Source organism: Bradyrhizobium sp. 1, from assembly GCF_023073315.1.
Lineage (GTDB): Bacteria > Pseudomonadota > Alphaproteobacteria > Rhizobiales > Xanthobacteraceae > Bradyrhizobium.
Map to the genome: position 1 here is coordinate 309,679 of NZ_JADPJH010000026.1, position 15,226 is coordinate 324,904.

Sequence of the window (15,226 nt, forward strand, 5' to 3'; positions counted from 1 at the left end):
ATTCGTGGAGAGTCCCCCTCACCCGGAATACGCGCGTACCGCGCGCATTCCGGCCTCTCCCCGCAAGCGGGGAGAGGCGAAGAAATCAGGCCACGCCCGCCCGCAGCAGGTCGTGCAGATGCACGATGCCGACCACCTTGTCCGCCTCCGTCACAATCAGCGTCGTGATCTTGCTTGTGTTCAGCACCTCGATCATCTCGGTGGCGAGCATCGAGGGCGGCACGGTCTTGGGCTGCTTCGTCATGATGTCGTCGACCGACACCGTCAGCAGATCGGGCCGCATGTGGCGGCGCAGATCGCCGTCGGTGATGATGCCTGCGACCCCGCCGGAATCATCGACGATGCAGACGCAGCCCAGCCCCTTCGCCGACATCTCCATCACCGCGTCCGACATCTTTGTGCCGAGCGGCTTGACCGGAATCTCCGCGCCGGTGCGCATGTAGTCGCGGACGAATTTCAGCATGGCGCCCAGCTTGCCGCCGGGGTGAAAATGCGCGAACTCCAGCGCCGTAAAGCCGCGGCCTTCGAGCAGCGCGATCGCGATGGCGTCGCCGATCGCGACCTGCATCATCGTCGACGTCGTCGGCGCCAGATTGTGCGGACAGGCCTCGCGCGCCTTCGGCAGCTCGAGCACGATGTCGGCGGCCTGTCCCAGCGAGGACGCCGCGTTCGACGTCACCGCGATCATGGGAATCGCAAAGCGCGCCGAATAGTTCACCAGCGTCTTCATCTCCGGCTGCTCGCCGGACCAGGACAGCGCCATGATGACGTCGTCGGGCGTGATCATGCCGAGGTCGCCATGACCGGCTTCGGCGGCGTGGACGAAGAAGGCCGGCGTGCCGGTCGAGGCCAGCGTCGCCGCGATCTTGCGCGCCATGTGGCCGGACTTGCCGAGCCCGGTGACGATGACCCGGCCCTTGGCGTTGCGGATCAGGTCGACCGCTCTGGCAAAGGTCGCGCCCAGCGGGCCGCGGAGCGCAGCGGCGAGCGCGTTGATGCCGCCGCTCTCCGTCTCCAGCGTGCGGAGCGCGGATTCGACGCTGTCAGGGATGGGGCCGGATGATGGGGTCATCAGCGGTTTCGAGCTCGGCATGATTTCGTCCAGGGAAGGGGGGCGTTCGCCCGTTGGCGCCTGCTTAGCATGCCCGGGCCGGAGAGGCGACGAGACCGCAAAAGCCCTCAACCGGTCATTAACCATAATTGTTTTAACTCCATTAACGATGGTTCCCGCCGGCCGGAGGGAGCAATCACGGAAGCGTTTGATTTCGTTGGAGTTATTAAAATCGTGGGGTCGTCTCCAGGCACGGGCCGGAGCAAACGCGCGCAATTCCTGCGCGCCGCTTTGCCGTGTCTTGTACCGTGCCTCGCGCTAACGGCCTTTGGAAGCAGCCCGGTGGCCGCCCAGAGCCTCACGCCCGACCTGTTCAATCCCAACCGCGGCGGCTTTGCCTCGCCCGAGACGCTGCCGACGCGCCGTACGGCGGGCGTGCCGCAGGCACCCCCGGATGCGCTGCCAGCGTTGCCCGATCCCAATGCCGATCCGCGCAAGAGCCGAGAGACGCCGGCCACCTCGCGCATCGGTCAGGTCCCGACCTATGGCCTGCCCGCGGCCAATGGCGCCAGCGGCTCCGGCTACGACTCGCTCAACCGCAAGCGGCAGCAGCCCAAGCTTTATCCCGGCCAGCCCAAGCCAAAGCGCCCGCTCGGCCCCGGCTCGCCCGTGCCTGCCGCAGCCCAGGACAGGACCCTCGGCCCGCCGCGCATCGCGCCGCCGCCGTCCGAGACCGCGCACAAGACGCCTGTGCCGCCGGCGATGGCGGGCATCGTGCCCGGCCAGCCGCTGCGCCGCCGTCTCAAGGCCGACGACGATGCGTTCGGCGCGGTTGGCGATTATGCCGGCAGTTTTCTGATCAAGGGTGGGCTCGAGCTTTCCGCCGGCTACGACACCAACCCGGCGCGCCTGCAAAAGCCGATCGGTTCGCCGGTCTATGTCGTCGCGCCCGACCTTCTCGTCCAGTCCGACTGGGAGCGCCACGCGCTGGTCGCCGATCTGCGCGGCTCGTTCTCGGGCTACACCAACAACATGCCGGCGACGATCGACGGCTTTGCCTCGCCCTCGCCGGTCGAGATCGACCGTCCTGATTTCACCGGCCATGTCGACGGCCGCCTCGACGTCGACCGCGATTTCAAGTTGACCTCGCAGCTGCGCCTGCGGCTCGCCACCGACAATCCCGGCAGCCCGAACGTGCAGGCCGGCCTGCAGAAATATCCCATCTATGCCACCTATGGCGGCACCTTCGGCTTCGACCAGACTTTCAACCGCTTCCAGGTCGCCGCCGGCGCCACGATCGATCGCACCGCCTACACGGATTCGAAACTCACCGACGGCTCGGTCTTCGACAACCATGACCGCGACTTCAACCAGTATGGCGGCGTCGGGCGCTTCTCCTACGACCTGAAGCCGGGCCTGAAACCGTTCGTCGAGATCCAGGGCGACACTCGCGTGCACGACCAGGCCGCCGACCGCAACGGCTACTTCCGCGATTCAAACGGCGGCTACGCCAAGGTCGGCTCGTCCTTTGAGTTCTCGCGCATCCTCACCGGCGAAGTCTCGGTCGGCTATTCCGCGCGCAGCTATACCGACCCGCGCCTCAGCCAGCTCGCCGGCTTCCTCACAGCGGGCTCGCTGATCTGGAACGCGAGCGGCCTGACCACGGTGAAGTTCGCCACCGACACGCAGATCGCCGAGACCACGATCCCCGGCTCCTCCGGCGTGCTGGTGCACACCTACGCCGCCGAGGTCGATCACGACTTCCGCCGCTGGCTGACGGCAGTGGGCAAGTTCACCTACGGCACCTACGATTACCAGAACCAGGGCCGCAACGACAAAACCTACTCGCTCGAAGGCAACCTCATCTACAAGCTCAACCGCAACATCTGGATCAAGGGCACGCTGCGCCATGACATCCTGGATTCGAACCAGGCGGGGTCAAGCTCGCAGGGGACGGTGGTGATGGTTGGGGTGAGGTTGCAGAATTAGGGGGTTGCTTATTATGCTTAATGGGTCTTGAAATTCCGAAAAGTTCACCTTACGTTCGTGTAATTCACCAGCACGGCTGGAAATCTAGTTCCAATGCATGCGAGCACTTACAAATTACCAATACCAACCAACGCGACCAAGGATCGCGTTCATGGTTTTGCGGAGGAAGTCGCGGAGAAGCTCGCGTTCGCGCCTGGTGATCCGATCGAACCACTGGTAGGCCGGTTAGGCGGACAGATTGAATACAAGAACGCCTTAGATTTCAAATCGAGTATTCCGGAATCGATCAAGATCGACCCATCTCGTCGATTCAAGATTTTTCTTCCAAGCATGGGTTCGTCGCCGCGATATCGGTTCACGATCGCCCATGAACTCGGCCACCTATTTTTGCATTTTCCAATGGTGTCCGAAAGGGATCCAAACGCGGGGATGATTGCGACGCGATGGGTGGACGATAACGACACAGAGCCGCTGAAGAGGGCAGAGTGGGAAGCGAATTGGTTCGCAGCGGCGTTCTTGATGCCATCTGCGCCGTTTCGTTCAATGCTCGCAGCGTTTGGCGGAAACATTGCGTCCGTAGCCACGCGATTTGGCGTCAGCGTCCAGGCGGCCGAAATACGCGCAAAGACATTGGGCGGACCCTGATTGCCAGAGTGCCCAAAATATCGATTGCGCTTATTTCTCTCGGTTGATCTCGTCGGATCGACGGCCTTTAAGGCACGATTAGGCGACGCGAGAGAAGGAAACGATTCGAATCCGCTCTGGGTTAGCCAGATAAGGCATTTCTATCGAGAGTTTCCGATTTTTCTATTCAGCAGGTTCAACAAAGCCCTGGGTGCAGTCGAGGGAGATCGAACGTACAAAGATTGTTGTCCCAAGGTTTGGAAAACGATTGGGGACGAAATTCTATTTTGTACGCGGCTACATTCTCTTGAGCACTTGGCGCACTGCGTATCCTCGTTTCTTCGTGCACTTGAGGATTACGGCGCTTATCTTGATTCTAATGGCAAGCACCTTGATGTCAAAGGAGCAGGGTGGGTTGCCGCTTTTCCTGCACCTAACGTCACTGTTGAGGTGCTGGGGAGTTCATCTGTACTCGGCAGCGCATCGGAACGCGAACTCAAAGAACCGTTCGACGAGGAGTTCGAGCTGCTCGCTGACAACAATCCAAGCAGCTTCGATTTCCTTGGAAAGGAGATCGATTCTGGTTTTCGGTCAGCTAAAAATGCGGCATCCGATCGGTTCACTGCCTCGATCGAGTTAGCCTTACTCCTCGCCGAGTCGGCACATGTAGAAATCTTTCCGGGTCGATTCTCGTACCACGGGAGGCAGGTCTTAAAAGGGGTGATTTCTGATCATCCCTATCCAGTGGTCACTATCGACGCCGAACGGAGCATGACACGGAAGGAAGTGCGCAAGAGAGAAAAGGCGATCTCCAAGGATACAGATGTTGATCCCATGCATCTTCGTGATTTCCTGAGGTCGTTCATGGAAGATGAAAAGATTGACCTGCCGCTCCTAAATCGGGATCACAATGTAACCGCTCCGTTGACTATGCCGTCTTGCTACGCAGTATTCCAAGAGGTGTGGGAAGCAAGTGCCAAAGAATACAGCCAGCGTGCTGCCGAGGAGGTAGCTTCAGAATCGGCGTTAGATGGAACAATGACCGATCTGCCACCATCCATTAGCGATGCCTTGCAAGACGCGGTCTCGAAGGTCGAAAACGAGTAGAAGGTCCAAATCGCCTGCTTTCGGGCGATGACAAATCTAGCTGCGGCCCGAGCCTAGCGGCTACCGCGGCAGATCCGTCTTCCCCATCAGGAACGTATCGATCGACCTTGCACACAGCCGGCCCTCGCGGATGGCCCACACCACCAGCGATTGCCCGCGGCGCATGTCGCCGGCCGTGAACACGTTCGGGCGCGAGGTCTGGTAGTCGAGCGTGTTGGCCTTGACGTTGCCACGCGGGTCGAGTTCGACCGAGAGCAGCTTGAGCAGGCCCTCGTGCACGGGATGGACGAAACCCATCGCGAGCAGGACGAGATCGGCGTCGAGCTCGAACTCGGTGCCGGCGATCGGCTTGAACTTGTCGTCGACGCGGACGCAGTGCAGCTTCTTGACCTGGCCGTTCTCGCCGGTGAACTTTTGCGTCAGCACGGCGAATTCGCGGATCGCGCCTTCGGCCTGGCTGGAGGACGTGCGCATCTTGAGCGGCCAATTCGGCCAGGTCAGGCCCTTGTTCTCGTGCTCGGGCGGAGCCGGCATGATCTCGAGCTGGGTCACGGAGAGCGCGCCCTGGCGCAGCGAGGTGCCGATGCAGTCGGACCCGGTGTCGCCGCCGCCGATGACGACGACATGCTTGCCACCGGCCAGAATCTCCTGGACCCCGTTCAGGGGCTCGCTGGAGACGCGGCGATTTTGTTGCGGCAGGAAATCCATCGCGTAGTGGATGCCTGAAAACTCGCGGCCGGGAATCGGCAGGTCGCGCGGGGCTTCCGCGCCGCCGGTCAGCGCCACCGCGTCGTACTCGTTGAGCATCTCGCGCGGATCGACATTGCCGTCAGCGCCGACATGGCTGTTGTAGTGGAAGGTGACGCCTTCGCCTTCCATCTGTGTGACGCGGCGGTCGATGACGTTCTTTTCCATCTTGAAGTCGGGGATGCCGTAGCGGAGCAGGCCGCCGGCCTTGGCGAACTTCTCGAACAGATGCACGTCGTGGCCGGCGCGCGCGAGCTGCTGCGCGCAGGCCATGCCGGCCGGACCGGAGCCGACCACCGCGACCTTCTTGCCGGTCTTGACGGAAGCCACTTCCGGCTTCAGCCAGCCATTGTCCCAGGCGCGGTCGACGATCGCGCATTCGATGGTCTTGATGGTGACGGGGTTGTCGTCGATGTTGAGCGTGCAGGAGGCTTCGCACGGCGCCGGACAGATGCGCCCCGTGAATTCCGGGAAATTGTTGGTCGAGTGCAGGTTGCGCGAGGCCTCTTCCCAATTGCCCTGATAGACGAGGTCGTTCCAGTCCGGGATCTGGTTGTTGACCGGGCAACCGGGCGTGCCCGGCGCCACCGAGCCGGTGCCGTGGCAATAGGGAATGCCGCAATTCATGCAGCGCGCCGCCTGGTCGCGCGTTTCCTTCTCGCTCAAGGGAACGACGAACTCGCCAAAATGCTTCACGCGCTCGGCGACCGGGGTGTACTTGCGGTCGTGCCGTTCGATTTCGAGAAAACCCGTGATCTTGCCCATTAAACCCGAAGTCCCTGCCGCTTGAATTCGTCTGTTGCTTCCCCACCGTCATTGCGAGAAGCGAAGCGACGAAGCAATCCAGACTGCCTCAACCGAAAGATCCTGGATTGCTTCGCTGCGCTCGCAATGACGGGCGCTGATAGTCCTACGCTCCGATCGCAATCTTCGGCTCGGCGTCCGCGTTGGCGACCATTTCGCGCAGCGCACGCCGGTACTCGACCGGCATCACCTTGCGGAATTTGGGCAGCCAATCCTTCCAATTGGCAAGGATGTCGGCGGCGCGCTTGGAGCCGGTCGCTTTCGCATGGCGCGAGATCAGGATGTGCAAGCGCTCGACGTCGGAGGCGAGCAGGTCCTTGAACACATCCACCCGCCCATGGGCCTCGAGATCGCCGCTGGCGTGATACGCGTCGGCGTTGATCATCTCTTCCGACAGCACCGGCTCGAGCTCGACCATCGCCATGTTGCACAGCTTGTCGAAATCACCGCTCTCGTCGAGCACATAGGCAATGCCGCCGGACATGCCAGCTGCAAAGTTGCGCCCGGTCTTGCCGAGCACGACCACGATGCCGCCGGTCATGTATTCGCAGCAATGATCGCCCGCGCCTTCGACGACGGCCACGGCACCCGAATTGCGCACGGCGAAACGTTCGCCGGCGATGCCGCGGAAGTAGCACTCGCCGTCGGTCGCGCCGTACATCACGGTGTTGCCGACGATGATGCTCTCTTCGGGCACGATTGCCGAGTTCTTCGGCGGCTTGACGATGATCTTGCCGCCCGAGAGGCCCTTGCCGACATAGTCGTTGGCTTCGCCTTCGAGCTCGAAAGTGACGCCATGCGCGAGCCAGGCGCCGAAGGCCTGGCCGGCGGTGCCCTTGAGGCTGACCTGGATGGTGTCATTCGGCAGGCCGGCATTGCCGTAGATCTTGGCGACCGTACCGGACAGCATCGCGCCGGCGGAACGGTTGGTGCTGTTGATGTTGGCGTCGATCTTCACCGGCGCGCCGCGGTCGAGCGCGGGCTGCGCCTTCTCGATCAGCGTGCGGTCGAGCACCGCCTCCAGATGATGGTTCTGGCGCTCGGAGTGATAGATCTTCTGGCCCTTCTCTTCCTTCTGCTTGACGAACAGTTTTGAGAAATCGAGGCCCTTGGCCTTCCAGTGCGCGACCAGCCTGGTCTGGTCGAGCAGCTGAACCTGGCCGACCATTTCGTTGAAGGTACGGAAGCCGAGCGAGGCCATGATCTCGCGGACTTCTTCCGCGACGAAGAAGAAGTAGTTGATCACGTGCTCGGGCTGGCCGGTGAAGCGCTTGCGCAGGACGGGGTCCTGCGTGGCGACGCCGACCGGGCAGGTGTTGAGATGGCACTTGCGCATCATGATGCAGCCGGCCGCAATCAAGGGGGCGGTGGCGAAGCCGAATTCGTCGGCGCCGAGCAGCGCGCCGATCACGACGTCACGGCCGGTGCGGAAGCCGCCGTCGACCTGGACCACGATGCGGCTGCGCAGACGCTCGCGCACCAGGGTCTGGTGGGTTTCGGCAAGCCCGATCTCCCACGGCGAGCCGGCATGCTTGATCGAGGTCAGGGGCGAAGCGCCGGTGCCGCCCTCGAAGCCCGCGATGGTGACATGGTCGGCGCGCGCCTTGGCGACACCCGCGGCGACCGTGCCGACGCCGATCTCGGAGACGAGCTTGACCGAGACGTCGCCCGCCGGGTTGACGTTCTTGAGGTCGTAGATGAGCTGCGCGAGATCCTCGATCGAGTAGATGTCGTGGTGCGGCGGCGGTGAGATCAGGCCGACGCCCGGGGTCGAGTGGCGGACTTTTGCGATGGTCGCGTCGACCTTGTGGCCGGGCAGCTGGCCGCCTTCGCCGGGCTTGGCGCCCTGCGCCATCTTGATCTGCATCATGTCGGAGTTGACGAGATACTCCGTGGTGACGCCGAAGCGGCCCGAGGCCACCTGCTTGATCGCCGAGCGCATGCTGTCGCCGTTCGGCAACGGCTTGAAGCGATCCGATTCCTCGCCGCCTTCGCCGGTGTTCGACTTGCCGCCGATCCGGTTCATGGCGATCGCGAGCGTGGTGTGCGCCTCGCGCGAGATCGAGCCGAAGCTCATCGCGCCGGTGGCGAAACGCCTGACGATGTCCTTGGCCGGTTCGACCTGATCGAGCGGGATCGGCTTGCGCTTGTCTTCGTCCGCGTTCTTGATCCGGAACAGGCCGCGCAGCGTCAGCAGACGCTCCGACTGCTCGTTGAGGATTTTCGCGAAGGCGCGGTAGCGGTCCAGCGAATTGCCGCGCGCGGCATGCTGCAGCAGCCCGACCGATTCCGCGGTCCATGCATGGTCCTCGCCGCGGCTGCGATAGGCATATTCGCCGCCGACATCGAGCGAGGTCTTGTAGACCAGCGAATCGCCGAACGCGTCGGCATGGCGGCGCACGGCTTCTTCGGCGATCTCCGTCAGACCCACGCCCTCGACGCGGGTGTGCGTGCCGGCGAAGAATTTTCCGACGAATTCCGCCCTGAGGCCGATGGCATCAAAGATCTGCGCGCCGCAATAGGACTGGTAGGTCGAGATGCCCATCTTGGACATCACCTTGAGCAGGCCCTTGCCGATCGACTTGATGTAGCGCTTGACGATCTCGTAGTCGTCGAGCGAGCCGGGCAGGCGGTCCTTCATCGCGATGATGGTTTCGAACGCGAGGTAAGGATTGATCGCTTCGGCGCCGTAGCCGGCGAGGCAGGCAAAGTGATGCACTTCGCGCGGCTCGCCGGATTCGACGACGAGACCGACCGAGGTGCGCAGGCCCGTGCGGATCAGATGATGATGCACGGCGGCGCAGGCCAGCAGCGACGGGATCGGCACGCGGTCCGAGCCGACCATGCGGTCGGACAGAATGATGATGTTGACGCCCTCGCGCACCGCGCTTTCCGCGCGCGCGCAGAGCTCGTCGAGCACCTGGTCCATGCCGGCCGCGCCGAGACCGGCGTGGAACGTCGTGTCCAGCGTGCGCGACTTGAAATGCGACTCGGCGACCTCCGAGATCGAGCGGATCTTTTCGAGGTCCGCGTCGGTCAGGATCGGCTGGCGCGCTTCGAGGCGCTTGGTGGTGGCAAGGCCTTGCAAGTCGAACAGGTTCGGCCGCGGCCCGATGATGGAGACGAGGCTCATCACCAGCTCCTCGCGGATCGGGTCGATCGGCGGGTTGGTGACCTGCGCAAAGTTCTGCTTGAAGTAGGTGAACAGCGGCTTGGCCTTGTCCGACAGCGCCGAGATCGGCGTGTCGTTGCCCATCGAGCCCGCGGCTTCCTCGCCCGTGGCCGCCATCGGCGTCATCAGGATGGTGATGTCTTCCTGGCTGTAGCCGAACGCCTGCTGGCGATCGAGCAGCGACAGATTGGAGCGCACGCCTGTCGTCGGTACCTTCGGCAGCTCTTCCAGCACGATCTGGGTCCGCTCCAGCCACTCCTTGTAGGGATGGCTGCGGGCGAGATCGGCCTTGATCTCGTCGTCGGGAATGAGACGGCCCTGCTCGAGGTCGACCAGCAGCATCTTGCCGGGCTGAAGCCGCCACTTGGTGATGATCTGGTCCTCGGGGATCGTCAGCACGCCCATCTCGGACGCCATCACGATACGGTCGTCCTTGGTGACGAGATAGCGCGCCGGCCGCAAGCCGTTGCGGTCGAGCGTGGCGCCGATCTGGCGGCCGTCGGTGAAGGCGATCGCGGCGGGGCCGTCCCACGGCTCCATCAGGGCTGCGTGATATTCGTAGAAGGCGCGGCGCTTCTCATCCATCAGCGGATTGCCGGCCCAGGCTTCCGGAATCATCATCATGACGGCGTGCGGCAGCGAGTAGCCGCCCTGCACCAGGAATTCGAGCGCGTTGTCGAAGCAGGCGGTGTCCGACTGGCCTTCGTAGGAGATCGGCCAGAGCCGGTTGATGTCCTTGCCGTAGAGCTCGGAGCTCACCGAAGCCTGGCGCGCCGCCATCCAGTTGACGTTGCCGCGCAACGTGTTGATCTCGCCGTTATGCGCGATCATGCGGTACGGATGCGCCAGCGACCACGCCGGGAAGGTGTTGGTCGAGAAGCGCTGATGCACCAACGCGAGCGCGCTCTCGAAGTCCGTCTCGTGCAGATCGGGATAGTACTTGCCGAGCTGGTCGGCGAGGAACATGCCCTTGTAGATCACAGTGCGGCAGGACATCGAGCAGGGGTAATAGCCGGCAAGACCCCGGTCGCGGCGCTGGTAGATCGCCTGCGAGATCGACTTGCGCAGGATGTAGAGCCGGCGCTCGAAATCGTCCTCGGTCTTGGCGGTGCCGTTGCGGCCGATGAACACCTGCATGCAGGCGGGCTCGGTCGGCTTCACGGTGACGCCGAGCGAGGAATTGTCGGTCGGCACGTCGCGCCAGCCGAGCAGGGTCAGACCCTCTTCCTTGATCTGGTCGGCGATGATGCTCTTGATGACGTTGCGCCAGGCGGTGTCGCGCGGCATGAACAGCGCGCCGATGGCGTATTCGCCGGGAGCCGGCAGCGCGAAGCCGAGTTCCTTGGCCTTGCGGCTGAAGAAGGGGTGCGGGATCTGCACCAGAATGCCGGCGCCGTCGCCGGCGCGCGGGTCGGCACCAACGGCGCCGCGATGCTCGAGGTTGCAGAGGATATTGAGCGCGTCCGCGACGATCTCGTGGGACTTCTGACCCTTGATGCTGGCGATGAAGCCGACGCCGCAGGAGTCTTTCTCCAGGCTCGGATCGTAGAGGCCAACGGCTGGCGGCCGCGAATTGTGTTCCTGAATCGGATCGGGCGTTTTCGAGGCGACCGTCGCCGACAGTTGTTCTGCCACGATGTTTCCGCGCTCGAATTGCGACCCGCTCATTGTTCCAATCCTCTCCTGCGGCAAGCTGCCTCACCACTATCTTCGGCGCACCTTGGGCGTTCCGCGGCACCCGCCTCTGGGTCACCGCTCGTCCGCTGCGAGCCGCATTTTCTTAAATTCAGGCCTAGGCGTTCTTCGTCCCCGAGAACGGCTTTGCCTGTTGCCTTCGTGGCGCTCGAAAGCACCGACTTTCGTTGCAATCCCTATGCCGGAACCGCAAGCAAAATTGAGACAGTCTTCCTGTCCTAACCATCACCTTGCCAAATTTTTGTCTATCACACAAGCGCGCGGAAGTCCCGATTCCCGATATGTCAATCAATCGCTTTCCGAAAGTTGCGCGGCCCCGGTTTTGAAGCAAACGCGCCCTGATCCGGCCCTGTAGGCGCCGAAATCCCCAATGAAGCTTCGGATCGCCCCTTCGAAAGGCGCATCACGCCGCAAGAAGCGAAAGAGCGCGAGGCATTTGGGGCCTGACAGGAGCGTCTCGACCATGAAGTTTTTCACAGGATGTGTCGCCGCCGCCGCGCTAGCGCTGGCTGCGACCGCCGCACCAGCACAGGTTCTTGCACAAGTTCCCGCGAACGGTATCGCTGGCGGGGCCATGATTGCGGTGTCGGATTTCGACGGACCCTATGGGCCGCCGGAGGCCGCCCCGCCACGGCCGCCGCGTTACGGTTATGGTCAAGGCTACGGTTATGGCTACGAGGAGCGCGGCCCGGCTGCGGCGCTGCTGCCGTCGACCGAGGTCTACGCGGTGCTGCGTGAAAACGGTTTTTCGCCGCTCGGCATCCCGCGCCTGCGCGGCGCCGTCTACACCATCGCGGTGATCGACCGTCGCGGCGATGACGGCCGGCTGATCATCGATGCCCGCGACGGACGGATCATTCGCTTCATGCCGGCCGCCGACGCCTATGGCATGGCGCCCGCCTATGAGGAGCACGCAGTCGCACCTTACGGGCCGCAAAGCGCGCTGCCGCCGCCGACCATGGTCCGCAGCGGCCCGCCGCGCCCGCCGGCCCTGATCCCGCATGTCGCAAGCCGCATTGTGCCGCTGCCAAAGGCAGCTCCTCAGCGCGCCGAGGCACCGGTGACGGCCGCGAAGCCGGCCGAGCCTGCGACGCAGCAGGCCCAGGCGCCGCAGACCCAGCCCGCGCAACAGACGGCCGTCGTGCAGGCCAAGCCTGCCGAGGCCATCGCGCCAACCGTCGGCCAGGCCAAGCCGGCGGCGACGATTTTGCCGACGCAGGACATGCCGGCGGCACAGGGGCTTGATTAAGCCCGCGAGTTTAGTGCGAGAGCGCGTATCACACCTTCGCTGTCGTCCCCGAACGCGGGGACGACGTAAGGAGAGAGTTGAGCAAACAAAAAAGCGCCCGAAAAATTTCGGGCGCTTTTGCGTGATAGCGACTGCGCTTCAGCTCCGCGGACACCCCGCAGCTTCCAGGATCAGATTCGCTACCTCCTTCGGATGCGACACCAGCGAGAGGTGACCGGCACCGAGCTCGACGGTGTTTGCGTTCATGCGCTTGGCAAGGAAGCGTTCGAAATCGGGATTGATGGTGTCGTCGTTCTTCGACACCGCATACCAGCTCGGCTTCGAATGCCATGCCGCTTCAGTGGTGCGGCTGGCGAAGATCGAGGCGGCCGTCGGCCATTGCACGGCATAGAGCTCCCTGGCCCGCTCCGGCTTCACGCCATTGGCAAAATACTTCAGGAAGGCGTCTTCCGACAGCTTTGTGTAGCCGTCGCGCTCGACGATTCCGGCGCGCACCGGCCCCGTCGGAAACTGCTTCGACAGCGCCACAAAGTCCTCGTTCGCATCGGGGGCGCGCGCGGCGACATAGACGAGGCCGGTGACCTTCGGGTCGGTGCCGACCTGGCTGATCACGGTGCCGCCCCAGGAATGCGCGACCAGCACGGTCGGACCATCCTGCTCGGCCAGCGCGCGCTTGGTCGCCTCGACAGAGTCCGCAAGCGAGGACAGCGGATTCTGCACGGCCGTGACGTGAAGTCCGGCGGCCTGGAGGATCGGGATCACCTCGGACCAGCTCGAGCCGTCGGCCCAGGCGCCGTGCACCAGCACGACATTCGTCGCCTTCACTGTCTGCGGGGTCTGCGCGTGGGCAAGACTGACTTGGGCAAGGCCGAGGGGAGCCAGCAGGCTCGCGGCGACGAAAAGGCTGCGCCAGAAAGTCATAATCGTTCTCCGTCTTGTTTTGGGTTCGATGCCCAAAGGACGGAGCGTGAGGCAGCGGCGTTACGCCTCTTCACCGCTCTGTGATGCGGTGCGAAACGAAAAAACGCCCCGGGGCACCGGGGCGCTTTCTCAACTTGGAAGTGGCGTGCGCGTCAGGCGGCGGCTTGCGCGGCCGAGTTCTCGATCACCTGCGCCTTCGGCGCGCTGGCGTTGATCGCGATCTGGCGCGGCTTCTTGGCCTCGGGAATCTCGCGGACGAGGTCGACGTGAAGCAGGCCGTTCTCGAGCGAGGCGTTCTTCACCTGCACGAAGTCGGCAAGCTGGAAGGCGCGTTCGAAGGCACGCGCGGCGATGCCGCGGTAGAGCACCTCGGCTTTCGAGTTCTCGTTGGCGACTTTCTCGCCCTTGATCGTCAGCGTGTTTTCCTTCGCGACGATGGAGAGCTCGTCCTTGGCAAAGCCCGAGACCGCAACGGTGATGCGGTAGTCGTTCTCGCCGGTGCGCTCGATGTTGTAGGGGGGATAACCGGGGCTGCCGTCCGAGCTCGTCTGGTCGAGCAGGTTGAAGAGACGGTCAAAGCCGACGGTGGAACGATAGAAGGGGGTCAAATCGTAGGTACGCATGGTCAAGTCCTCCATTGAGCGACTGTTGAGTAACCCGCCCGCCAATCGGGCCGGGCTTTCGTCTGTGTGCAGCCTGATGTTCCGGTCCCGAAACACTGGTAGCGGCCTGCACCATGGTGATATGGGTTCAAGGGAACGGCGTTCAAGAGGGCGGCAACAGGCGCCTTTCCGGCGCTCCCACCCCTTGATTTGCAGCACTTCGCGCCCCAGCACCTCCCATCATGACGCTGATCTCGATTCCCTCCAATCCCGTTCCCGAAGACGTCGTCAGCGGCACCATCAAAACGCCTGACGGCGTCGAGCTGCGCTTTGCGCGCTGGGCGCCGCCGGCGAACCGCAAGGGCACGGTCTGCGTCTTCACCGGGCGCAGCGAGCAGATCGAAAAATATTTCGAGACCGTGCGCGATTTGCGCGATCGCGGTTTTGCGGTGGCGATGATCGATTGGCGCGGGCAGGGGCACTCCTCGCGCCGCCTGCGCGATCCGCGCAAGGGCTATGTGCGCGACTTCGCCGACTTCGAGATCGACGTCGAGACCTTCGTGCAGCAGGTGGTGCTGCCGGATTGCCCGCCACCCTTCTTCGCACTCGCCCACTCCATGGGCGGCACGGTGATGCTGCGGGTGGCACATGCCGGCAAGCGCTGGTTCGACCGCATGGTGCTGTCGGCGCCGATGATCGATTTGCCCGGCCGCGCCACCTCGTTGCCGGCGCGGGCGCTTCTGAAGACGATGCGGATGATGGGAATGGGCGGCCGCTATGTCCCCGGCGGCAGCGACGCCATCACCGGGCTCAATCCCTTCATCAACAATCCCCTGACCAGCGACCCCGTGCGCTATGCGCGCAATGCCGCGATCCTGGAGGAGGATCCGACGCTGGGGCTTGCATCACCGACGGTCGCCTGGGCCGATACCGCCTTCCGCGCCATGAACACCTTCAAGGGCATGGACTACCCCTCCGAGATCCGCCAGCCGATCCTGATGCTGGCGGCCTCCAGCGACGCCGTGGTCTCGACCGCGGCGATCGAGGAATTCGCCTATCACTTACGCGCCGGCTCCCATCTCGTCATCGCCGGCGCCAGGCACGAGATCCTTCAGGAGCAAGACCGCTACCGCTCCCAGTTCTGGGCGGCGTTTGACGCGTTCGTGCCGGGTACGCCACTGTTCAAGTGAGTGCTTGAGGTGAATGACCGCCGCGTGCGAGGTGCGCTCCCTCGCCCCGTTCTTACGGGGAGAGGGTTGGGGTGA

General features: G+C 63.5%; 10 protein-coding genes. 5 read left to right on the top strand and 5 right to left on the bottom strand.

The genetic code is table 11. The annotated features are described in order from the left end of the window. Nucleotides 1-85: 85 nt before the first annotated feature. Nucleotides 86-1,093 (bottom strand): KpsF/GutQ family sugar-phosphate isomerase, encoded by a 1,008-nt coding sequence (locus IVB29_RS21925; RefSeq protein WP_247505468.1) that lies wholly within the window; start codon nucleotides 1,091-1,093, stop codon nucleotides 86-88. Between the two features lie 192 nt (nucleotides 1,094-1,285). Here IVB29_RS21925 and IVB29_RS21930 point away from each other — a divergent pair, with 192 nt between their 5' ends. From IVB29_RS21930 to IVB29_RS21940, 3 genes are all read left to right on the top strand, one after another. Further along, nucleotides 1,286-3,040 carry an outer membrane beta-barrel protein gene (locus tag IVB29_RS21930; protein WP_247505469.1) on the top strand — a complete coding sequence of 585 codons (1,755 nt, stop codon included), beginning with the start codon at nucleotides 1,286-1,288 and terminating at the stop codon, nucleotides 3,038-3,040. A 93-nt stretch (nucleotides 3,041-3,133) separates the two neighbouring features. After that, on the top strand, nucleotides 3,134-3,685 hold the full coding sequence (locus tag IVB29_RS21935) for an ImmA/IrrE family metallo-endopeptidase (RefSeq protein ID WP_247505470.1): 552 nt from the start codon (nucleotides 3,134-3,136) through the stop codon (nucleotides 3,683-3,685). 24 nt (nucleotides 3,686-3,709) lie between these two features. After that, nucleotides 3,710-4,771, top strand: a complete 1,062-nt coding sequence (locus IVB29_RS21940) for a hypothetical protein (protein ID WP_247505471.1) — start codon at nucleotides 3,710-3,712, stop codon at nucleotides 4,769-4,771. 60 nt (nucleotides 4,772-4,831) lie between these two features. On the opposite strand, the gene IVB29_RS21945 is transcribed toward IVB29_RS21940, so the two are convergent. Both IVB29_RS21945 and gltB read right to left on the bottom strand, forming a co-directional pair. Further along, nucleotides 4,832-6,283, bottom strand: coding sequence for a glutamate synthase subunit beta (locus IVB29_RS21945; RefSeq protein ID WP_247505472.1), 1,452 nt, complete (start codon nucleotides 6,281-6,283; stop codon nucleotides 4,832-4,834). Between the two features lie 145 nt (nucleotides 6,284-6,428). Continuing rightward, nucleotides 6,429-11,162: a glutamate synthase large subunit gene (gene gltB, locus IVB29_RS21950; RefSeq protein ID WP_247505473.1), complete on the bottom strand. Its 4,734-nt coding sequence runs from the start codon at nucleotides 11,160-11,162 to the stop codon at nucleotides 6,429-6,431. 490 nt (nucleotides 11,163-11,652) lie between these two features. Between gltB and IVB29_RS21955 the strand changes: the two genes are divergently transcribed. After that, on the top strand, nucleotides 11,653-12,438 hold the full coding sequence (locus IVB29_RS21955) for a hypothetical protein (RefSeq protein WP_247505474.1): 786 nt from the start codon (nucleotides 11,653-11,655) through the stop codon (nucleotides 12,436-12,438). 138 nt (nucleotides 12,439-12,576) lie between these two features. Here IVB29_RS21955 and IVB29_RS21960 read toward each other — a convergent pair whose 3' ends face one another. Continuing rightward, a complete protein-coding gene (locus IVB29_RS21960; protein ID WP_247505475.1) occupies nucleotides 12,577-13,359 on the bottom strand; it encodes an alpha/beta hydrolase in 783 nt (260 codons plus the stop codon). A gap of 152 nt (nucleotides 13,360-13,511) precedes the next feature. Continuing rightward, on the bottom strand, nucleotides 13,512-13,982 hold the full coding sequence (locus IVB29_RS21965) for an Hsp20 family protein (RefSeq protein WP_247505476.1): 471 nt from the start codon (nucleotides 13,980-13,982) through the stop codon (nucleotides 13,512-13,514). A 221-nt stretch (nucleotides 13,983-14,203) separates the two neighbouring features. Between IVB29_RS21965 and IVB29_RS21970 the strand changes: the two genes are divergently transcribed. Continuing rightward, nucleotides 14,204-15,151, top strand: coding sequence for an alpha/beta hydrolase (locus tag IVB29_RS21970; protein WP_247505477.1), 948 nt, complete (start codon nucleotides 14,204-14,206; stop codon nucleotides 15,149-15,151). Nucleotides 15,152-15,226 lie beyond the last annotated feature (75 nt).

Coding starts and splice junctions, on each gene's coding strand:
- IVB29_RS21925 (WP_247505468.1), bottom strand. CDS start 1,093: ATGCCGAGCTCGAAACCGCTGATGACCCCATCATCCGGCCCCATCCCT.
- IVB29_RS21935 (WP_247505470.1), top strand. CDS start 3,134: ATGCATGCGAGCACTTACAAATTACCAATACCAACCAACGCGACCAAG.
- IVB29_RS21945 (WP_247505472.1), bottom strand. CDS start 6,283: ATGGGCAAGATCACGGGTTTTCTCGAAATCGAACGGCACGACCGCAAG.
- gltB (WP_247505473.1), bottom strand. CDS start 11,162: ATGAGCGGGTCGCAATTCGAGCGCGGAAACATCGTGGCAGAACAACTG.
- IVB29_RS21955 (WP_247505474.1), top strand. CDS start 11,653: ATGAAGTTTTTCACAGGATGTGTCGCCGCCGCCGCGCTAGCGCTGGCT.
- IVB29_RS21960 (WP_247505475.1), bottom strand. CDS start 13,359: ATGACTTTCTGGCGCAGCCTTTTCGTCGCCGCGAGCCTGCTGGCTCCC.
- IVB29_RS21965 (WP_247505476.1), bottom strand. CDS start 13,982: ATGCGTACCTACGATTTGACCCCCTTCTATCGTTCCACCGTCGGCTTT.
- IVB29_RS21970 (WP_247505477.1), top strand. CDS start 14,204: ATGACGCTGATCTCGATTCCCTCCAATCCCGTTCCCGAAGACGTCGTC.